Source organism: Leifsonia soli (genome assembly GCF_013408745.1).
In the GTDB taxonomy this organism is placed as follows: Bacteria; Actinomycetota; Actinomycetes; order Actinomycetales; family Microbacteriaceae; genus Leifsonia; species Leifsonia soli.
In genome coordinates this window covers 1,008,075-1,028,010 of the sequence record NZ_JACCBJ010000001.1, presented here as the reverse complement: position 1 = coordinate 1,028,010, position 19,936 = coordinate 1,008,075, and the positions used below count along the sequence as shown (strand labels likewise).

The 19,936-nt window shown below is 70.7% G+C and carries 17 protein-coding genes; 3 read left to right on the top strand and 14 right to left on the bottom strand.

All coding sequences use genetic code 11. From position 1 onward, the window contains the following. Positions 1-73 precede the first annotated feature (73 nt). The 4 genes from dnaG to dusB form a co-directional block, all read right to left on the bottom strand. Complete coding sequence (gene dnaG / locus BJ963_RS04955) at positions 74-1,942, bottom strand: DNA primase (RefSeq protein ID WP_089911081.1); 1,869 nt, start codon at positions 1,940-1,942, stop codon at positions 74-76. A gap of 134 nt (positions 1,943-2,076) precedes the next feature. Next, positions 2,077-2,997: a DUF4282 domain-containing protein gene (locus BJ963_RS04950; RefSeq protein ID WP_179455006.1), complete on the bottom strand. Its 921-nt coding sequence runs from the start codon at positions 2,995-2,997 to the stop codon at positions 2,077-2,079. A gap of 652 nt (positions 2,998-3,649) precedes the next feature. Then, a complete protein-coding gene (locus tag BJ963_RS04945) occupies positions 3,650-4,942 on the bottom strand; it encodes a deoxyguanosinetriphosphate triphosphohydrolase (protein WP_425484711.1) in 1,293 nt (430 codons plus the stop codon). Between the two features lies 1 nt (position 4,943). Beyond that, positions 4,944-6,134 (bottom strand): tRNA dihydrouridine synthase DusB, encoded by a 1,191-nt coding sequence (gene dusB / locus BJ963_RS04940; RefSeq protein ID WP_089911090.1) that lies wholly within the window; start codon positions 6,132-6,134, stop codon positions 4,944-4,946. 33 nt (positions 6,135-6,167) lie between these two features. Between dusB and BJ963_RS04935 the strand changes: the two genes are divergently transcribed. Next, entirely contained in the window at positions 6,168-6,686 is a 519-nt protein-coding gene (locus BJ963_RS04935) for an aminoacyl-tRNA deacylase (protein ID WP_179455004.1), read from the top strand. 235 nt (positions 6,687-6,921) lie between these two features. Continuing rightward, entirely contained in the window at positions 6,922-7,686 is a 765-nt protein-coding gene (locus BJ963_RS04930) for an endonuclease domain-containing protein (protein WP_179455002.1), read from the top strand. A gap of 51 nt (positions 7,687-7,737) precedes the next feature. On the opposite strand, the gene BJ963_RS19350 is transcribed toward BJ963_RS04930, so the two are convergent. The 4 genes from BJ963_RS19350 to recO are packed head-to-tail and all read right to left on the bottom strand — an operon-like array spanning position 7,738 to position 10,119. After that, positions 7,738-7,860, bottom strand: a complete 123-nt coding sequence (locus tag BJ963_RS19350; RefSeq protein WP_281363844.1) for a hypothetical protein — start codon at positions 7,858-7,860, stop codon at positions 7,738-7,740. Further along, on the bottom strand, positions 7,857-8,528 hold the full coding sequence (locus BJ963_RS04925) for a DsbA family oxidoreductase (RefSeq protein WP_089911100.1): 672 nt from the start codon (positions 8,526-8,528) through the stop codon (positions 7,857-7,859). The genes BJ963_RS19350 and BJ963_RS04925 overlap by 4 nt, the downstream gene beginning before the upstream one ends. A gap of 29 nt (positions 8,529-8,557) precedes the next feature. Continuing rightward, the gene (locus tag BJ963_RS04920; protein WP_089911103.1) at positions 8,558-9,382 is read right to left on the bottom strand and encodes an isoprenyl transferase; all 825 of its coding nucleotides are present in this window, start codon (positions 9,380-9,382) and stop codon (positions 8,558-8,560) included. Next, the gene (recO, locus tag BJ963_RS04915; protein ID WP_089875707.1) at positions 9,379-10,119 is read right to left on the bottom strand and encodes a DNA repair protein RecO; all 741 of its coding nucleotides are present in this window, start codon (positions 10,117-10,119) and stop codon (positions 9,379-9,381) included. Before recO ends, BJ963_RS04920 begins: the two co-directional genes overlap by 4 nt. Before the next feature lie 95 nt (positions 10,120-10,214). Between recO and BJ963_RS04910 the strand changes: the two genes are divergently transcribed. After that, positions 10,215-10,976 (top strand): TRIC cation channel family protein, encoded by a 762-nt coding sequence (locus BJ963_RS04910; RefSeq protein WP_179455000.1) that lies wholly within the window; start codon positions 10,215-10,217, stop codon positions 10,974-10,976. A gap of 136 nt (positions 10,977-11,112) precedes the next feature. Here the strand turns inward: BJ963_RS04910 and leuA are convergent, their stop codons facing one another. The 6 genes from leuA to BJ963_RS04880 all read right to left on the bottom strand — a co-directional run bounded on the left by leuA (position 11,113) and on the right by BJ963_RS04880 (position 19,932). Next, positions 11,113-12,885 carry a 2-isopropylmalate synthase gene (gene leuA, locus BJ963_RS04905; protein WP_179454998.1) on the bottom strand — a complete coding sequence of 591 codons (1,773 nt, stop codon included), beginning with the start codon at positions 12,883-12,885 and terminating at the stop codon, positions 11,113-11,115. Between the two features lie 138 nt (positions 12,886-13,023). Continuing rightward, positions 13,024-15,510: a phosphatidylglycerol lysyltransferase domain-containing protein gene (locus tag BJ963_RS04900; protein WP_179454996.1), complete on the bottom strand. Its 2,487-nt coding sequence runs from the start codon at positions 15,508-15,510 to the stop codon at positions 13,024-13,026. Then, the gene (locus BJ963_RS04895) at positions 15,507-16,748 is read right to left on the bottom strand and encodes an alpha/beta hydrolase (RefSeq protein WP_089911114.1); all 1,242 of its coding nucleotides are present in this window, start codon (positions 16,746-16,748) and stop codon (positions 15,507-15,509) included. Before BJ963_RS04895 ends, BJ963_RS04900 begins: the two co-directional genes overlap by 4 nt. Positions 16,749-16,924: 176 nt before the next feature. After that, positions 16,925-18,370, bottom strand: coding sequence for an FtsX-like permease family protein (locus BJ963_RS04890; protein WP_179454994.1), 1,446 nt, complete (start codon positions 18,368-18,370; stop codon positions 16,925-16,927). Next, the gene (locus BJ963_RS04885) at positions 18,367-19,122 is read right to left on the bottom strand and encodes an ABC transporter ATP-binding protein (protein ID WP_179454992.1); all 756 of its coding nucleotides are present in this window, start codon (positions 19,120-19,122) and stop codon (positions 18,367-18,369) included. Before BJ963_RS04885 ends, BJ963_RS04890 begins: the two co-directional genes overlap by 4 nt. Before the next feature lie 129 nt (positions 19,123-19,251). Next, on the bottom strand, positions 19,252-19,932 hold the full coding sequence (locus BJ963_RS04880; protein WP_179458031.1) for a response regulator: 681 nt from the start codon (positions 19,930-19,932) through the stop codon (positions 19,252-19,254). Between the last annotated feature and the right edge of the window lie 4 nt (positions 19,933-19,936).

Here is a 19,936-nt window from a genome sequence, read left to right as displayed (position 1 = left end):
TTACACGGACGCAACAAAAGAGCGCTTATGCCGGCATTCATCAGCGGATTCCGCAGACGGCCGTTCCGCGCGGCTATTCGCCGCGCAGGCGGCGCCGCTCGGTCTCGATCGCGACCATGGCGAGCGAGATCTGGCGCCGCAGCTCCGGGTCCTCCGTACGGCCCAGGCGCGACGTCAGCTCCGCCTTCTCCCGCAGCAGATCGCGGTCGATCAGGCCGTCGACGATGGACCGCGCATACGGGCCGGGGTCGCCGCCCTGCGGGAGCTCGGCCACTGCCAGGGCGTTCACCGTCGGCGCGTACGCCTGCGGGACCTCGGCGAGCACGCGGTCCACCCATCCCGGCTGTTCGAGGGTCGCGAGCTGGCTGGCGATCGCGTCGCGCACGACGGCGTGGGTGGGATTCACGAACGGGACCTGGACGGCGCGGGCTGCGCGATCGCGGCCCACCTCGCCCGGGAGCTGCAGCAGCACCATGAGGCTCTCCCGCTCGGTCCGCTGCGTCGGGTCGGTGAGATCGGCCTGCGCCAGAGGGCGCGGCTGCTCCGCGGCGCCGGACCCGCCGTCGCCGGCATACGAGCGGCCACGGCTGTCGTCGCGGGAGCCGTCGCGCGACCCTGACCCCCGCTGGGCGGCGCGGACGGCGCGGATCGCATCCTGCAGGTCAGCGCCGGAGAGCCGTGCGAGCTCGCGCGTGTAGCCGTTCTGGGAGGCGGGGTCGCGGATCGTCGCGACGATCGGAGCCCCCGCGCGCAGCGCCGCGGCGCGGCCCTCGACCGAGTCGAGGTCGAACCGCTCGACCGTGCGGCGGATCATGAACTCGAACATCGGCTTGCGCGCGTCGATCATCCGGCGCACCGCCACATCCCCCTGGGCCAGTCGCAGGTCGCAGGGGTCGAGGCCGTCCGGCCCGACGGCGACGTAGGTCTGCGCGGAGAACCGCTGCTCCTCGCCGAACGCCCGCGATGCGGCCTTCTGCCCTGCGGCATCCGGGTCGAAGGTGAAGATGACGGAACCCTGGCTGTTGTCGTCGCCCATCACCCGGCGGATGACCTTGATGTGGTCGACGCCGAAGGAGGTGCCGCAGGTGGCGACGGCCGTCGTGATGCCGGCCAGATGGCAGGCCATGACGTCGGTGTAGCCCTCGACCACCACGACCTGGTCCTGTCGCGAGATGTCGCGCTTGGCGAGATCCAGGCCGTAGAGCACCTGCGCCTTCTTGTACACGGGCGTCTCGGGGGTGTTCAGGTACTTGGGGCCCTTGTCGTCGTCGAGCAGGCGGCGGGCTCCGAATCCGATCGTCTGCCCGGTGACGTCGCGGATGGGCCAGATCAGCCGGCCGCGGAACCGGTCGTAGACGCCGCGGTCGCCCTGGGTGACCAGACCGGCCGTCAGCAGCTCCTCCTGGCTGAAGCCCTTCCCGCGCAGGTGCTTGGTCAGCTCGTCCCAGCTCTTCGGGGCGAATCCGACACCGAAGTGCGCGGCGGCCGCAGCGTCGAAGCCGCGCTCGCCGAGGAAGCGGCGGCCGGGGTCGGCGTCCGGAGCGGACAGCCGGTCGCGGAAGAACTCCTCCGCCGCGGCGTTCGCCGCGAGCAGGCGGGCCCGGTTGCCGGAGTTCTCGGACGGACCGCCGCCGCCCTCCTCGTAGTGGAGCTGGTAGCCGATGCGGGCCGCGAGCCGCTCGACCGCGTCGGTGAACGAGACGTGGTCCATCTTGAGCAGGAACTCGTAGACGTCGCCGCCCTCGCCGCAGCCGAAGCAGTGGTAGCGGCCGACCCCCGGCCGCACGTAGAAGCTGGGGCTCTTCTCGTCGTGGAACGGGCAGAGCCCCTTGAGCGCGCCGACGCCGCCGGTCTTCAAGCTGACGTAGTCGCCGACGATGTCGCCGATGTTGGTGCGGGCTTTGACCTCTTCGATGTCACTCTGTCGAATCCGGCCGGCCATGCTCTCGATTCTAGTGAGCCGGACCGACGCTCCGGCCCGAACGGCGAAACCCGCCGCCGCCGATCAAGCAGCGGCCATCATCCGACGTCGATCGTCCGACGTCGATCGAGCGGGCGCTCCGCCCGAGGACGGGATCACTCCCCCGGTGGACGGCGACGCCGCGTGTTCTGGGCGATCTCGATGATGGCGCAGAACACTTCGATGCCCACGCGCAGCAGCAGCACGCTCAGCATGGCCCCGACCAGGGTGATGAGCACCCCGAACAGGAACACGAACGCGCCGATCGGCGCGTGCGTCGCGATCGCGGACGTGAGCGAGTTGGCGAAGCCGACGATGATGCCGAGCGCGATGAGCACCAGGCCGACGACGTACACCGGACCGGCGAGCTTGCGCGTGACGTAGTTGGTGAACGTGAAGTCGAACAGCGACGAGAAGAACCGGGAGTCGTCGAGCCGGTCGGCGAGGGAGCCGACCGTGCGGCCTCGGCCCGCCTGCTGGGCCGCGGTGGGGCCGGCAGCGGGGTCGCCGGGTGCGGCGTCGGGCGCGGTCGGTGCCGTTTCGTCGACAGGAGCGGATGCGTCGGCGGCGGGCGGTACGGCTTCCCCGACACGTGCAGGTGCCTCGGACGGCGCAGCCGGCGATCCAGCAGCGCCGGTGGCCTGGTCGCCCGTCGCAGCTGCCTTCGTCGTGTCCACAGCGGCCTCCTGATTCGTGTCGGTCGTGTCGGCGGCGAGCCGCTCGGTCGGGGCGTCAGCGGATGCGACCGCGGCGCCGGCGGGCGCCTCCGCCACCGTGTCGGCGGTCGCGGGACGCGCGTAGAGCTCCTCGGCGGTCGGGAGGCGCTTGGTCGCCGCGGCTCCGGACGTCTCGGTGCTGTCGGCGCTCTGCGTGCTCCCGGTGTTCTGAGTGCTCCCGGCACTCTGCGTGCTCCCGGCGCTCTCCTCGATCAGCGGTTCGGCCGGCGAGGTGGAGGTGTCGCGCGCCGATGTGCTCCGGCTCCTGCCCGCGCCCGTAGTGCGCGCCAGCGGCTCGCGGGCGCCGAGGGTCGCGTCCATGATGTCGGGAGCCTCGCCCTCTGGCGCGATCGGCGCGGACTTCGCCGTCGTCCGGCGGGTCCGCGGAGTCGTGGGCTTCTTGGCAGCGGGCGTTCGTGCGGTCGAACCCGCGGAGCGCCCGGTCGCTCCGGCGGTCGATTCACTCTGCTCAGCGGCCGGACTGGCGCTGCCCGCGTTGCGCGCACCGGCCGATGTCGTCTTCGCCGGAGCGTCTTCGGCGGGTGTCGTCTTCGCCGGGGCCGCCTTACCCGCAGGAGACTTCGCCGTCGCCGAGGCCCTCGGGGTCGTCGAGGCCCTCGGGGTCGTCGAGGCCCTCGGGGTCGCCGCGGCCCTCGGGGTCGTCTTGGCCGAGGTCTTCGCCGCCCGGGCGGTGGAGGATCCGTTCGCCCGCGGTGTCCTGGCCGCACCCGCAGTCGCACCCCCGCGCGCCCTGGGCGTTGCGGTCCCGGCCCCTTCCGGAGGGGTGCCGGCCGTCTCCGGAGACTCCCCCTCTGCGGGGCGGTCGCCGTCGGACGGTGGTAGTGCGGTGCTCATTCGTCTCCTCCCGAAGCCTGACTCCCAGCATTCTGCACTGCGCCTCCGTATACAAGCCCGGCGCGCGGCGCATGGTGCCCTTCACAGCGGTTCCGCGCCGCTGCCCGCTCATGCGGCGTCAGTGCTGCACGAGACGCTCGTACCAGCTGAGAGCGGACTGGTCCGTGAGGCTGGCCACCTGGTCGACGACGACGCGTCTCCGCTCCTCGTCCGTGCCGGCCGCGCGCCAGTCCTCGGCGAATCCCGGATCGAGCTCCGCCGGACCGCGCTGGTAGAGCAGGTCGGCGAGCGTTGTCAGGATCTGACGCTGCTGTGCATAGATCGGCTGCCGCGTGTTGCGCGACATCACGAAGGTCGCGACGATGCCCTTCAGCACCGCGATCTCGGCCTGGATGCCCGTCGGCACGACGACGTCGGCGCCGAACCGGATGAGGTCGACGCGGCCCGCGGCCTCCTTGGTCGCGTGGACGGCGGCGTGGGCGAAGCGGCCGATCAGCTGGCTGGTGAGGTTCTTCAGCCGGGCCTGCGACCGGCGCGAACCGTCCCAGCCGTCGAGCCAGATGTCCATGCTGTCGAGACGGTCGAACGCCTCGATGAGCTCCTGGTGGCTCACCTCGCCGCCGATCCACTCGTGCATGGACTGGACGAGGTCTTCGTGATCGACCCGGCTGCCGAGCGCTGCGACGTCGATGTAGCCGTTGACGACAGCGTCCTCGAAGTCGTGCACCGAGTAGGCGATGTCGTCGGAGAGGTCCATGACCTGGGCCTCGATGCAGCGCTGGCGCTCGGGAGCGCCCTGGCGCATCCACTCGAACACGGCGCGGTCGTCGGCGTAGAAGCCGAACTTGGCCCGCCCGCTCGGATCGGCGACGGAGGACGCCGCAGGCCACGGATACTTGCAGCTCGCGTCGAGGCTGGCGCGTGTCAGGTTGAGCCCGTACGGCCGGCCGTCCCGCCCGAACACCTTCGGCTCGAGCCGGCTGAGCAGCCGCAGCGTCTGCGCGTTACCCTCGAAGCCGCCGATGTCGTCGGCCCAGGAGTTGAGCGCACGCTCGCCGTTGTGGCCGAAGGGCGGATGCCCGATGTCGTGGGCGAGGCAGGCGGTGTCGACGATGTCGGGGTCGAGGCCGAGGCTGTTGGCGAGCTCGCGGCCGACCTGCGCGACCTCGAGCGAGTGGGTCAGCCGGTTGCGCGCGAAGTCGAGCCCGGCCGTCGGGCTGAGCACCTGGGTCTTCGCCGCGAGACGGCGGAGCGCGCTGGAGTGCAGCAGACGGGCCCGGTCGCGGGCGAAGTCGCTGCGCCGGTTCGAGTGCTGCTCGGGCAGCCAGCGCTCCCGGTCGTGCTCGGAATACCCGTGTTCTGCGGAGGCCTCCGCGGTCGGCACGGCGGGTGCGCCCGTGCTCGCTGCCACGTCATCCACCACTGTTGTGCACCTCCGCGTCGGCGACCTCGGCGCGCTGCGCACCGTCGAGCTCGCGGCTCTGCAGCCAGCCGTCCGGCAGTGCGGGCCGCTTCGGCGAGCCGGCCCGGCCGCGCTGACCCTCGGCCGCTTCGCCCGGGTACTCCTGGTCGGCATCGAGCGTGGCGAGCAGTTCGTCGAGGTGCTCCAGCGTGTCGACGGTCGCGAGGCTCGCGCGCAGGTCGCCGCCGACCGGGTAGCCCTTGAAGTACCAGGCGACGTGCTTGCGGATGTCGCGGCAGCCGCGCTCCTCGCTGTCGAAGAACTCGACGAGCAGCTCCGCGTGGCGCCGGAAGGTCTGGGCCACCTGGCCGAGCGTCGGGTGGGCCTGCGCTGCCTGCGCCTCCGCCTCGGAGATCTCGCCTGCGCGCGCGCGGAAGGCGGCGGCGAGATCGCCGAACAGCCAGGGCCGCCCGAGGCAGCCGCGGCCGACCACGACGCCGTCGCAGCCCGTCTCCTCCACCATCCGGATCGCGTCGGCCGCCGACCAGATGTCGCCGTTGCCGAGCACCGGCGTCGAGGTCACCGTCTCTTTGAGCTTCGCGATCGCCGACCAGTCGGCGTGCCCGGAGTAGAACTCCGCCGCCGTGCGGGCGTGCAGCGCCATCGAGGCGACGCCCGCCCCTTCGGCGATGCGCCCTGCCTCCAGGTAGGTCAGATGGTCGCTGTCGATGCCCTTGCGCATCTTGATCGTGAGCGGGATGTCGCCGGCAGCCTGCACGGCGCCCTCGACGATCTCGCGGAACAGCCCGAGCTTCCAGGGAAGCGCGGCGCCGCCGCCCTTGCGGGTGACCTTGGGCACCGGGCAGCCGAAGTTGAGGTCGATGTGGTCGGCGCGGTCTTCGGCGACGAGCATCGTCACGGCTTCGCGCACGGTGACGGGGTCGACCCCGTAGAGCTGGATGGAGCGCGGAGTCTCCGACTCGTGGTGCGTGATGAGGCGCAGCGACTCCGGGGTGCGTTCGACGAGCGCGCGCGACGTGATCATCTCGCTGACGTAGAGACCGGCGCCGAACTCGCGGCAGAGACGGCGGAACGCCGTGTTGGTGATCCCGGCCATCGGCGCGAGGACGACCGGCACGTCGAGCCCCAGCGGACCGATGGTCAGCTGAGGCGCGTGGCTTAGGGTGGCAGTGGTAGACATCTCACTCGATTCTCCCAGAAAGCGTGCTGAGCTATGGCCGAGAGCCCCGAATCCGTGGACAACTCCCCCGTTGGCGGAACTGTGAGCACCGGACGGGAGCGCGTCGCCGCCGACGCGCAGGCCCGCGGCATCGACGTCGACATCGTGGAGCGTCCCGCCGCACGGAGCCTCGAGGAGGCCGCAGAGCTGCTCGGCATCCAGCCGGGCGACATCGTCAAGACCCTCGTGGTGAAGCGCAGCGACGACACCTTCGTGTTCGCACTCGTGCCCGGCGGGCGCAAGATCGCATGGCCAAAACTCCGCTCCGTGCTGCAGGTCAACAAGCTCCAGCTCCCGGACGCCTCGGTCGCGTTCGCGGCCACCGGTTACGAGCGCGGCACCATCACCCCGTTCGGCAGCACGACCGCCTGGCCCGTCATCGCCGACGCCACCATCCCGGGCCGCCGGGTCTCCATGGGCGCGGGCGAGCACGGGTACTCCCTCTTCGTCGACGCGGACGCCCTCATCGCCGGCTTCGACGCGACCGTCGCCGACATCACCGACCCCGAGTAACCCTGGTTGACGCAACACGCCGTCGCGGCCAGGGCTGCGACGGCGTGTTGCGTCAACCAGATGGATGGGCTGTGGAGAGTTCCGGACGCCGGGGACAGGCCGCTGACAGCATGACGTCATGCACGACCTCCAACTCGGCGACAACTTCTCGACCTGGGACGCTCGCGTCGCGGGCGTCTCGCGATCGCGCCTGCGCCGATCGGACCTGCTGAAGCCGCACCACGGCGTCAGGGCCATGACTCCGGCCACGGATCTGATCGATCGGTGTCGCGCTTTCCTGCCCGCCATGGGCCCCCGGATGCTCTTCAGCCATGTGACGGCAGCACTGTTGCACGGGCTCCCTCTGCCGGCCGCGATGACGGATGCCGACCCCCTGCATGTGTCGGCGCGAGCGCCGATGCGCGCTCCTCGCCACGTCGGAATACGGGGTCACCAGACTCGCCAGCCGGATGACGCGATCGTGTCATTGCACGGACTCCCCGTCTCCTCTCCGGTCGAGACCTGGTGTCAGATGGCGTCCGTGCTGCAGGAGCGCGACCTGGTCGTGCTCGGCGATGCGCTGCTGACGAAGCGCAAACCGCTCGCGACGGTGGACGATCTCGTCCTCGCCGTGGATGCGAGCCCCTGTCGGCCGGGGATACGCCGGCTCCGCTCGGCGACGTCGCGGGTGCGGCCGCGCACCGAGTCTCCGATGGAGACGATCCTTCGCCTCGCCATCGTCGACGCCGGGCTTCCCGAGCCCGCGGTCGATTACCGGATCCTCGGGGCGACCGGGGAGGCCGCCGCGCACGGCGACCTGGTATTTCCGAGCGCTCGCGTCGTCGTGGAGTACGACGGCGACCACCACAGGACGGATGCGCGGCAGTACTACATCGATGTGGATCGTCTGTGGCGCATCCGCTCGCTCGGATGGGAGGTCGTGCGGATCAACAAATCCCACATGTCCGGCAATGCCGTAGAGGCAATCCGCCGTATCCGGCTCGCCCTGGCATCCACATGACACGACTCGCCGTCGCGGATCACGCTCCGACGGCGTGTTGCGTCAACAAGATCACGGGAGGGCGCAGGTGTCGCCCTCGCAGAGGGCGGCGTCGCCGCCCAGCGGGATGAGCGTGGGGCGCGCAGGGGTCGCGGCCGTCGCGGCCGGGGCGACGGCCGGCTCCGCGCCGGTCACGCGGTCACCGCCGCGCGCTCCGACCAGACCTGCTCGAGCACCTGCGCGAAGGTCTGCGCGTCCTGCGCACCCGACACGCCGTATTTCCCGTCGATGACGAAGAACGGGACGCCGTTGATGCCGTACTCGCCGGCGGTCGCCTGGTCGGCGCGCACGTCCTCCAGGTACTGCTCCGATTCGAGAGCCTGGAGGGCCGCCTCCCGGTCCAGCCCGACCTCGGCCGCGAGGTCGGCGAGATCGGCTATGCGCCCGACGTGACGCCCCTCGACGAAGTACGCGCGGAACAGGCGCTCGGCCAGCTCCAGCTGCTTGCCGTTCGCCTTGGCGAAGTGCAGCAGCTCATGGGCCTTGACGGTGTTGGTGTGCTTGAGGTGGTCGAAATCGTAGTCGAGCCCGACCGACGAGGCGATGCCCGTCACGCGCTCCAGCATCTGCTCCACCTGCTCGGCGGGGAGACCCTTGTGGCCGGAGAGGAAGTCGATCTCGCTTCCGTCGAAGTCGACGGGCGTGTCCGGGGACAGTTCGAAGGAGTGGTACTCGACTTCGACGTCGCGTCCGTCGCCCGCGCCGGCGAACAGGCCGCTGCCTGCCTCGAACTTCCGCTTCCCGATGTAGCACCAGGGGCACGCGATGTCGGACCAGATGTCGATCTTGATGGGCTCGCTCACCTCAGAGGCAACGCGCGCGCCGCCGCGGTCTATTCCGCGGTGGATGCGGATTCGGCCGTCGGGGCGTCCACCGCCCCGCCGAACCGGCGGTTGCGGCGCAGGTACAGCTCCACCGCATCCCACAGATCGGTGCGGCTGAAGTCCGGCCAGAGCGTGTCGAGGAACACCATCTCGGCGTACGCGCTCTGCCACAGCAGGAAGTTGCTGGTTCGCTGCTCCCCCGAGCTCCGCACGAAGAGGTCGACGTCCGGCATGTCCGGCAGGTAGAGGTGACGCTGGATGGTCTTCTCGCTCACCGCGGACGGCCGCATCCGCCCGGCCGCCACCTCGTCGGCGATCGAGCGCACGGCGTCGGCGATCTCCGTCCGGCCGCCGTAGTTGACGCACATCGTCAGCGTCAGCACGTCGTTGCCCGCGGTCAGCTGCTCGGCGAACTGCAGCTCCTTGATGACCGACGACCACAGCCGCGGCTTCCGCCCCGCCCAGCGCACCCGCACGCCCCACTCGTTGAGCTGGTCGCGGCGGCGGTGCAGGACGTCCCGGTTGAATCCCATCAGGAAGCGCACCTCGTCGGGTGACCGCTTCCAGTTCTCGGTCGAGAACGCGTAGACGCTCAAATGCTTGATGCCCGCCTGGATGGCGCCGGCCACCACATCCAGCAGCGCGGCCTCCCCCGCCCGGTGCCCCTCGATGCGTGTGAGGCCCCGGCGGTTCGCCCAGCGGCCGTTGCCGTCCATGACGATCGCGACGTGCGACGGCACGCTCCCGGCCGGGAACGCGGGCGGATACACGCCGGTCCAGTCGAGCGGGCGGTACTCGACCGCGTCCTTGTGCGTGTACGGCTTGGGGCTCATCCACTCGCCTTCTGGTCGTGCTGAACGTGCTGGAGCGAGCGCAGCCCGCGTTCGAGATGCCACTGGGTGTACGCGGCGACGACGCCGTTCGCCCGGTTCCGCGTGATGTCGGGCGCCGCCTCCGCCGCCTCCCAGTCGCCCGACAGCAGCGCGCCGAGCAGGGCGATCGTGTCGGCGTCGACCTTGGGGGCTCCCTGCGGGGCGCAGTCCGCGCAGACCACCCCGCCGAGCTGGACGACGACGGACGTGTGCGGGCCGGGCGCGCCGCAGCGCGAGCAGTCCTGGAAACTGGGCGCCCATCCGGCGAGGGACAGCGCGCGGAGCAGGTAGGAGTCGAGGGTCAGGCCTGCGCCGTGCTCCCGCCGGGAGAGCGACCGCAACGCGCCGACGAGCAGGAGGTACTGCTGGATGGACGGCTCGGCGTCCGTCAGCCGGTCGGCCGTCTCGACCATCGCGTTCGCCGCGGTATAGCTGGCGTAGTCGTCGGCGATGAGCGCTCCGTACGCTCCCAGAGTCTCGGCCTGCGTGATCACGTCGAGGCTGCGCCCCTCGTAGAGCTGGACGTCGGCCACCATGAACGGCTCCAGCCGCGACCCGAACCGGGAGGCCGTGCGCCGAACGCCTTTCGCGACCGCACGGATCTTGCCGTGCTGCCTGCTGAGCATGGTGACGATGCGGTCGGCTTCGCCCAGCTTGTGGGTTCGGAGCACGACGGCTTCATCACGGTAGACAGGCACACTCCAGTATCGCGCGCCCGGCTGACAGTGCGGCGGATGCGGCCACGGCGGGCGCGCCCGGGATCAGCACCGCGCGCGCGTGATACACATGGGGGGTGACCACGACCCCCGTCGACATCGGCGCCCTGTCGATCCCGCTGTGGGGCGACCTCATCGCCGTCGGCGTTGGCAGTCTGCAGGGCGCGATGTTCGCCTCCGGCTTCCGTGACCGCCGGCTCGATCTGCTCGGCGTCGCCATCATCGGCGTCGCCACGGGCGTCGGCGGCGGACTCCTCCGCGACATCCTGCTCAACGTCACCCCGGTCGCCCTGCAGTCGAACTGGTACCTGCCGATCACCGTGGTCGCGGCGCTGCTCGGGATGCTGCTGGTGCGGCTCTTCCGCCGGCTCGATCCCCTGATCACCTTCCTCGACGCGTTGACGATCGGGCTGTTCGGTGCGATCGGCGCCAGCAAGGCGCTCTCGCTCGGTCTGCCCGAGGTGCCTGCGGTCTTCGTCGGGGTCGTCTCGGCAGTGGGCGGGTCGATCCTCCGCGACATGCTGCTGAACCTCCCGATCGCGCTGATGCACGTCGGCTCGCTCTACGCGGTGGCCGCGGGCGCCGGGACGATCGTCCTGGTGGTGATGGTCGATGTCGGCGTCCCACTGATCCCATCGGCGATCGTCTGCGTCGTGGTGACGCTCGTGATCCGGCTGCTGGCGGTCCGTTTCGGCTGGAGTCTGCCGGAGCAGCGCGAGCTGGGCCGGATCCCCCGGATGCGGTGGCCACGGTTCACCCGCCGTCAGACCGCGGCGCAGACGGACGAGCGCACCGAGACCGGCGCGATCCCGCGCTACCGCATCGACAAGGGCGACTGAACGCCCCCGTCCGCCCGAGATGTGGCGCAAATCTCGGGAATCGGGGCGTCTTTCGCGCGATGTGGCGCAAATCTCCGCGGCCCGGATGCGACGGAACCCGACATCCGGTGCGGATGTCGGGTTCCGTGAGCGCGCGTCAGGCGGAGACGAGCTCCTGAGCCTCGTGACCGGCGGTCGAACGCACCGCGCGGTTCACCGCGGACACGACCGCCTTGAACGACGCCGTCGTGGTGTCCGCGTCGATGCCGACGCCCCAGCGGCGCTGGCCGTCCACATCCACCTCGACGTAGGCCGCCGCGAGGGCGGACTCGCTCGCCGACAGCGTGTGCTGCGAGTAGTCGTACAGGTGGGCGTCGACGCCGTGCTGGTGCAGGATGTCGAAGAACGCCGCGATCGGACCGTTGCCCTCGCCGGTGGCCTTCGAGACGGTGTCCCCGTCGCGCAGGGTCACCGTGAGCACCACGTGCTCGCCCGTCTCGTTCGAGGTCGTCGTGCTGCCCAGCTCGAAGCGGCCCCACTTGGCGTCAGGATCGGAGGCCGGCGCCGGCAGGTACTCGTCCTGGAACACGGCCCAGATCTGGTCGCTCGTGACCTCGCCGCCTTCGGCGTCCGTCTTCGCCTGCACGACGCCGGAGAACTCGATTTGCAGCTTGCGCGGCAGGTCGAGCGAGTGGTCCGTCTTCAGCAGGTAGGCGACACCGCCCTTGCCGGACTGCGAGTTGACGCGGATGACGGCCTCGTAGCTGCGGCCCAGGTCCTTCGGGTCGACCGGCAGGTACGGCACGGCCCAGACCAGGTCGTCGACCGGCGTGCCGGTGCGCTCCGCCTCGGCCTCCATGGCCTCGAAGCCCTTCTTGATCGCGTCCTGGTGCGAGCCGCTGAACGCGGTGAACACCAGGTCGCCGCCCCACGGGCTGCGCTCGCCGACGGGCAGCTGGTTGCAGTGCTCGACGGTGCGCTTGATCTGGTCGATGTCGCTGAAGTCGATCTGCGGGTCGATACCCTGCGTGAACAGGTTGACGCCCAGGGTGACCAGGTCGACGTTGCCGGTGCGCTCACCGTTGCCGAACAGGCAGCCTTCGATGCGGTCCGCTCCGGCCATGTAGCCCAGTTCGGCGGCGGCCACGGCCGTGCCGCGGTCGTTGTGCGGGTGCAGCGACAGGATGACGTTCTCGCGGTGGTTCAGGTGCCGCGACATCCACTCGATCGAGTCGGCGTAGACGTTGGGCGTCGCCATCTCGACCGTCGCCGGCAGGTTGATGATGACCTTCCGCTCCGGCGTCGGCTCGAACACCTCCAGCACCTGGTTGCAGATGTCGGCGGCGAACTCCAGCTCGGTGCCGGTGTAGCTCTCGGGCGAGTACTCGTAGTAGATGGTCGTTCCGGGCACCAGCTCTTCGAACTGGCGGCAGAGCCGCGCGCCGTTCAGCGCGATGTCGACGATGCCCTGCTGGTCGGTGCGGAACACCACGTCCCGCTGCAGGATGCTCGTGGAATTGTAGAGGTGCACGATGGCCTGCTTCGCGCCGACCAGCGACTCGTACGTGCGCTTGATCAGGTGCTCGCGCGACTGCGTCAGCACCTGGATCGTCACGTCGTCCGGGATGGCGCCCTCTTCGATCAGGCTGCGCACGAAGTCGAAGTCGGTCTGGCTCGCGGACGGGAAGCCGACCTCGATCTCCTTGTAGCCCAGCCGCACCAGCAGGTCGAACATGATGCGCTTGCGCTCGGGGCTCATCGGGTCGATGAGCGCCTGGTTGCCGTCGCGCAGGTCGACGGCGCACCAGCGGGGCGCCTGGGTGATGCGCTTCGACGGCCAGGTGCGGTCCGGCAGGTCGACGCGGATCTGCTCGTGGAACGGCCGGTATCGGTGGATCGGCATGGCGCTCGGCGCCTGTGTGTTCTTCATGGTCTTCAGGAATCCTCTGCTCGTATGGTGTGGAGAGCCGACGACGAACTCCGCGACGAGTGAGGCCCGGATCTAGGACTCGTCGCGGCAGCTAAGGAGGAGCAGACCGTACACAGGGTCGAGAGTACCACGCGCGGCTCAGCCGCGCCCCCGCACGAACGTCGCGGCCTGCCGGACGGACAGCTCCGGCAGGTACGCGCGCACCAGCGCGATGCCGATCGCGGGCAGCGCGACCGGATCCGGATAGGCCATGATCAGTGGGTGCAGCTCCGGCTGGAACTTCTGCTTGAACTTGAGCAGCGACCGGAAACCGTACACCGGCTCGAGGGAGGAGCTGAGGTAGCCGAGCACCCGGTCCATCGTGTCCTTGCCGCCGTCCGGGGCGGCCGCGGTGTGGGCGAGCGGCGCGGCGGAGAGCGACATGAACTCGATGCCGTCGTCCTTCATCCGGGTCGCGGCCTCGGCGATGAGGAACTCCATCACGCCGTTGATGCTGTCGGGGCGCCTCCGCATGAAGTCGAGCGTCCAGCCAACGACGACACCCGCGCGGTAGCTGGGCAGCCAGCTGGTGACGGCCTCGATCCGGCCGTTCTCGTCCACCGCCAGCATCAGCCGCACCTCCGGGTCGCGGAGCTCGTCGAGCCCGCCGAGGGTGAACCCCATCTCCGGGAGGTCCTTCTCGGCCACCCACTGCTCGGAGATGTCGGACAGCTGGACGGCCGAAGTGAGCGGGAGGGCGGCGAACGTCGTCCACTCCGCGCTGATGCCCGCGCGCTGGGCGCGGTTGATCGACGAGCGGACGTCCTGCCACTTCTTGCCCGTCGTCGCCCACAGCTGCGGACGGATGACGGTCTCCTCCGCGACGGTCATCGTGGACCAGCCCAGGCGTTCGAACAGGGACGTATAGCGCGCCTCCACGCTGTAGAACACCGGGATCCAGCCGTTGTCGTCGCAGAAGCGCGCGAAGCCCTGGATGGCGCCGTCGTGGGGGCCGAGCGCTCCGAAAGGCCCGCCCGTTGTCAGCGCGACGCGCCCCTCCACCCGGTAGGCGATCGCGCCGCCGCCGATCGGGTCGAACCAGTACGAGTTGCCCGGCCAGGTCGCCATGAACGAGATCGCGTCGCCTCCGCCGCGGTGCAGCAGCTCGCGCACGTGCGCATCCTCCGTGGTGCCGCGCCGGCGGAGGCCGCGCCCGAGCATGGCGGGGATGGCGCCGATGATGGCGACGAGCCAGAACACCGTTCCGATGTTGTGGTAGACGATGGTGGCGAGCGGGGTCGTCGGCAGGTACTGGACCGGCTCGCGCCGCAGGAAGCTCACCGGCACGAAACGCTCGAGCACATCCGCCAGGAGGTCGCTGACGTCGATGGGACGCGTGAAGCCGGTGTCGCGCTGCAGCCACCCCACGAAGACGTAGATCGCGACCAGGCCGACGCCGGTGCCGAGCAGCAGGAGCAGGTATCTCCGCACCGCCTTCGCCGACGGCATCACGGTGAAGTGGCGGCGGAAGACCACGAGCAGCACCGCCATCGCGAGCGGCACGAGCGTCGACAGCGCGAGGATGAACGTGACCTCCCAGTACCGCGGCGACACCGACGGCCGGGCGGACGCGATGGGCAGGATGCCGTAGTACAGCGCCGAGAGCAGCGCGAGCAGTCCGTTCACGGCGACCGCGAGCCACACCGCGAACCGGCGTCCGCGGAGGAGCCCGTACGCCGCAACGAGCAGGACGAGCAGCGGGAGCACCGAGAGCAGCACCGGGCCGAGACCGTTGATCCGCTCCAGGGTCAACTCGCGGAAGCACTCCCGGGTAACGGCGAACGCCTGGCAGCGCTCGACCACCGAGGTCGCGCTCGGGGCCTCGTTGCTGAACAGCAGGCCGACCGGTGACAGCAGCCCGTACCGCGTCGAGCCGAGGAGTCCGATCACCGGTCCGACGGCGGTGATGGTCAGAGCGGAGGCGAGCAGCACCCGGACCTCGTGGTGCGAGCTGCGCAGCCATCCGCCCGTGACCTTCGTCTGCCGCAGTAGCGGACCGAGCGCGAGTCCGGTGAGCACGGCGAGCAGACGGTAGAGGTCCGACGGCATCCCGGAGTACAGGAGGTACATGATCGCGACGAGCAGCGTGATCACGCGGATGCGGCGCCGCCAGAGCGTCCCGGCGAACGCGCTCGCGGTCATGATCGTCCCGCCGATCGCCGTGAACGCGTCGAGCACGAGCAGTCCGTGGACGTTCCGCGCCCACAGCTCGCCGATGTCGTTCGCGGCCACCTGCACCAGCGCGCCGACGACGATGCCGACGGCGGCGGTGCCGAAGAACGCGAGGGCCGTGCGCCAGGTGCCCATGAGCCGTTCGGACACGCCGACCAGCAGGACGGTCAGCACCAGGACGACGATCAGCTCCAGCAGGTCGTCGGTGAAGAGCACGGCCGTGAACGGCGACCACCAGTGGCCGTCGAGCAGCTGGACGGCTCCGGCACCCAGCCAGCCGCGGAGCGGGCGGTGCGGCCCGCGCACCGGCCCGGTGATGAGCGCGAGCACGAGAATGAGCAGCGTCACCCCGGTCGTGAACGGGTGGCTCGCGATGAGGCGGCCGGTGCGCTGGGCGAGAGCGGCCGGTTTCACGACCCCAGCCCCAGCTGCCGCGCGATCGCCGGGAAGCCGTGCGCCAGCACGTAGCGCACCGTCTTCCAGTCGTGCGCCGTGCCCGGCGAGCTGAGCAGCTCGGCGCGGATCCCCGCCCGCTGGGCGTCCTCGTACAGCGTGCGGGCGAACCCGGAGTACTTCGCGTCGTCGGCTCCTGCGCCGAAGACCATCACCGAGTCGCGGTACGGCGTGTTCGCCTTCATCATCGCGGCCGGCTGCGCCTTCTCGTACGCCTGCTTCGAACCACCGAATCCCGTGCTGATGGTCAGTGCCTCATTCCCCAGTGTCGGTCCCAGCTCGCTCGACGACGCGAGCGCCGATCCGAACAGGTCCGGCCGCCCGCTCGCGAACTGCACCGCGCAGGTCGCCCCCTGCGAGTAGCCGAACACGCTCCATCCTGCCGGGTCACTGCTCACTCGCAGGTGAGAACGCACCCAATTGCGCACATCCGTCAGCAGATACGTCGCCGAGTTCCCGTAATCCGCGGAGTCGACGCACATCGGATTGCGACCGGGTCCGCCCAGCTGGTCGGCGGCGACCACGATCGGGGCGTAGCCGTCGTGCTGGGCGGCGAACGCATCCATCGCCCGCGCCAGTCCCCCGGCGGTGAACATGTCGGCCGGGGCGCCCGGCTGGCCCGAGAGCGCGTACATCACCGGCAGCGCCGGCGGGTTCGCCGTCAACGCGACGGGCGGGAGGTAGACGACGGCCTTTCGGGCGGGGAACCGCGACTCGGTCGCCGGGATGCGGACGGTGCCGACCTCGCCCTTCGCCGGGAGCTCGCCCGCGGCGGCCGGAGTGGTGGTCGCCTTCCAGTCGGTCCCGGCAACGACCTCCCCCTTCTCCGCGTGCAGCTGGAGGGCGCCGTACGGCACCACCCCGAGCACGTCGTTGAGATCGCGGTACGCGCCGAAGTCCGCGTTGATGCCGCAGAAGGCCGCCGCGAGGAACACCGGGATGCTCACGATCGCGACCACCTTGCGCCACCAGCGGGAGCGGAACAGGTTCGCCACCGCGAGGCTGACCCCGCCGAAGCCGAGCGCGGTCCACAGCGTCGTCACCGGCGTCAGGGCGACGCCGAACACGTCGAAGACGTCGGTGACCAGCCACACCAGGAACCATCCGGCCAGGCCCCCGGCCAGCGCGGCGATCAGCCCGGCCAGGGTCCGGCGCCAGGTGGGCCGTGCGAGAAGGTAGAGCGCGAGGAGTGCCGCCACGACATCCAGCGTGATGAGGAACGGCGGCTTGTCGATCCTCAGCGTGTTCAGCCAGTTCAGGGAGGGATCCTCTCGGGGCGGCCCGGGGAGCGGGACGGGGCGGACGCCTCATTATTCCGGTATCAGTTCATCGATAGCTGAAGCTCTGTGAGAGTTCAGGCAACCACCAGGGTGTGTCACTCCACGGCGAGGGCCGCGACGGGCGACACGCGGGTGGCCCGGCGAGTCGGCGCGAGCGCGGCGACCACGGCGAGGACAGCCGCCCCGAGGACGATCGCGGCCAGGAACGGCCAGGGAAGGACGGGCGCGAGGACGCCTCCGCCGGGGATCATCCCGAGCAGGGACTGCGCGCCGATCCATCCGTAGACGGTTCCCAGCGCGAGCCCAGTCAGCACCGAGGCGACGGTCAGCTGCGCGCTTTCGGCGAGCACCATCCGACGCACCTGGGCGGCAGTGAAGCCGAGTGCCCGCAGCAGCCCGAGCTCCCGGCCCCTCTGCAGGACGCTCAGCGAGAGCGTGTTGACCACGCCGCACGCCGCGATCATCGCGGAGAACCCGACGAGGACGGTGAACACCGTCATCGTGCCGCCGATGATCTCGTCGGCCCCCTGGTACATCCCCGGCTCGTTCGCCTGGGCATCGCGGATCAGCTGCTGCCAGGTGGACGCCGCGACGACGAACATCGTGATCAGCGTCACCCCGATAACGAGACCGATCGCGGTGCGGGAGCTCCGCTCGGGGTTGCGGACGGCATTGGCCGCGGCCAGACGTCCCGCGGCGCCGCGGCCGAGGAGCAGTCCGATCGCGCGCAGCACCGCCGGCAGGAAGAACGGCGCGGCCAGCACGATCCCCGTGAAGGAGAGGATGCCGCCGGGCAGCGCGACGAGCACACCGTAGGACGACAGCTGAGCGAGCGCCGCGCTGACGCGCACGAAGGCGCCCGTACCGAGGAGCAACCCGAGGACCAGCAGGGCCGTTCCGGACAGGATGAGGACGAGCGACACCGCGAGCCGTCCGCGGCTGCGCACAGCGGCGGCGGGACGCTCCTGGGCGGCGCCCAGCGCCTGCACCGGCGTCACCGCGAGCACCCGCCGGCTGCCCACCCACGAGGCGAGCCAGGTGGTGAGCACGACCACCACCGCGGGAGGCACCATCAGGAGGCTGAGCACGGGGTACTGCGCCACGGGCAGCACGCCGGTCATGACGAGCAGGCGCACCGCGAGCAGCGAGAGCACGGCGGCGGCCGCCCCGCCGACGGCGGCGCCGATCAGGCCGACCGCGAGACCCTCGCCGGCGACCGAGCGACGCTGGGCCCGGGCGCTGGAGCCGATCAGCCGCAGCAGGGCGATGGTGCGGGTGCGGCCGGCGATCACGGTGGCGAAGGTGTTCGTCGTGACGATGGCGCCGACGTAGACCGCGACGACGAAGAAGATGCCGGCGACGATCGCGAGGGCGAGCTGGACGCTGGCTCGCTCCCCCATCGACGATCCCCCGATGAACGCCGCCAGCACATCCACCCCGCCGACGAGGGCGACGCCGAAAGCCGAGCTGAGCGCTGCGACCAGGATGCCCGCGCGGTGGTCGCGCGCGTTCGCCCGGAAGGCCGAGAAGGGCCGGCTCACGCGTGCGCCTCCATCCCGAGCATGAACGACGAGATCTCCTCGGCCGGCGACTGCGCGCGTTCGGCCGCGACCCGGCCGTCGGCCAGGAACACGATGTGGTCGGCGTAGCTCGCCGCCACCGGGTCGTGGGTCACCATGGCGATGCTCTGCCCGAACGTCCGCGCGGCCTCCTGGAGCACCCCGAGCACCTCGCGGCCCGTCCGGGAGTCGAGGTTGCCGGTCGGCTCGTCCGCGAAGACGAGGTCGGGCCGCGTCGCGAGGGCGCGGACGATCGCCGCGCGCTGCTGCTGACCGCCGGACAGCTCGTGCGGTCGGTGGGTCAGACGCCCGCCGAGGCCGAGGGTGTCGACCAGGTGGTCGATCCACTCGCTCTGCTCGCGGGTCGGCCGGCGGCCGTCGAGCTCGAACGGCAGCAGGATGTTGCCCCGCACGTCGAGGGTCGGCACGAGGTTGAAGGACTGGAAGACGAAGCCGATCCGGCGGCGGCGCAGCAGGGTGAGCTCCGCATCCCCCATGTGCGTGATCTCGGTGTCACCGAGGAACACGCGGCCGCCGGACACCGAGTCGAGCCCGGCCATGACGTGCATGAGGGTCGACTTGCCGGAGCCGCTCGGCCCCATGACGGCCGTGAACCGGCCTGCCGGGATCCCTAAGGTGACGCCGTCGAGCGCGTTCACCCGGCCAGCGCCCGTGCCGTAGGTCTTCGTGGCCGCTTCGACGCGCGCCACCGTTTCTGTGAGAGTCAGCTCCATGCCCTCAACGCTAGGGACGCGTCTCCGCGCCCGGATCGGGCGGTGGGGCGATCCTGTGTCCTCCCTGAGGATGACGCGGGATGGCACCCGCGCGCACCCGCGCTGCGGCGTTCCCGGCCGGGAAGCCGGCTATTCGGCCGCGGTCAGCCCGTGCTCGAAGGCGTAGACGACCATCTGCACGCGATCGCGCAGCCCGAGCTTCGCGAGGATGCGCGAGATGTGCGTCTTGACCGTCGCCTCGCTCAGGAACTCCGACCCGGCGATCTCGGCGTTGCTCAGGCCGCGCGCGGCGAGAACGAAGATCTCGCGTTCCCGCGAGGTCAGGGAGGCGAACTCCGGCGGCTCCGGACGCACCGGCTGGGCGGACGAGAAGTACTCGAACAGCTCCCGCGTCGCCCCCGCGGCGATGACGGCGCTGCCCGCGTGGACGGTCCGGATCGCGGCGAGCAGGAACTCGGGCTCCGCATCCTTCAGCACGAACCCGCTCGCGCCTCCGCGGATCGCCCGCGCCGCCGCCTCGTCGAGGTCGAACGTCGTCAGCACCACGATGCGAGGCGCCGACCGGCCGGCGCGCTCGGCGTCCGCGATGATCGCGCTGGTCGCGGCGATGCCGTCCATCACCGGCATCCGGATGTCCATCAGCACCACATCGGGACGGGTCTCCGCGGCCAGGCGCACCCCGTCCTGCCCGTTGCCCGCCTCTCCGGCGAACTCCAGATCGTCCTGCGAGCTGAGCAGCATCCGCACGCCCGCGCGGAAGAGCGGTTGATCGTCGACCAGCAGCACCCGGATGGGCGCCGCCTCGAGCATCGCG

Coding starts and splice junctions, on each gene's coding strand:
- dnaG (WP_089911081.1), bottom strand. CDS start 1,942: ATGGCCGGCCGGATTCGACAGAGTGACATCGAAGAGGTCAAAGCCCGC.
- BJ963_RS04950 (WP_179455006.1), bottom strand. CDS start 2,997: ATGGACGCGACCCTCGGCGCCCGCGAGCCGCTGGCGCGCACTACGGGC.
- dusB (WP_089911090.1), bottom strand. CDS start 6,134: ATGTCTACCACTGCCACCCTAAGCCACGCGCCTCAGCTGACCATCGGT.
- BJ963_RS04935 (WP_179455004.1), top strand. CDS start 6,168: ATGGCCGAGAGCCCCGAATCCGTGGACAACTCCCCCGTTGGCGGAACT.
- BJ963_RS04930 (WP_179455002.1), top strand. CDS start 6,922: ATGACTCCGGCCACGGATCTGATCGATCGGTGTCGCGCTTTCCTGCCC.
- BJ963_RS04920 (WP_089911103.1), bottom strand. CDS start 9,382: ATGAGCCCCAAGCCGTACACGCACAAGGACGCGGTCGAGTACCGCCCG.
- leuA (WP_179454998.1), bottom strand. CDS start 12,885: ATGAAGAACACACAGGCGCCGAGCGCCATGCCGATCCACCGATACCGG.
- BJ963_RS04885 (WP_179454992.1), bottom strand. CDS start 19,122: ATGGAGCTGACTCTCACAGAAACGGTGGCGCGCGTCGAAGCGGCCACG.
- BJ963_RS04880 (WP_179458031.1), bottom strand. CDS start 19,932: ATGCTCGAGGCGGCGCCCATCCGGGTGCTGCTGGTCGACGATCAACCG.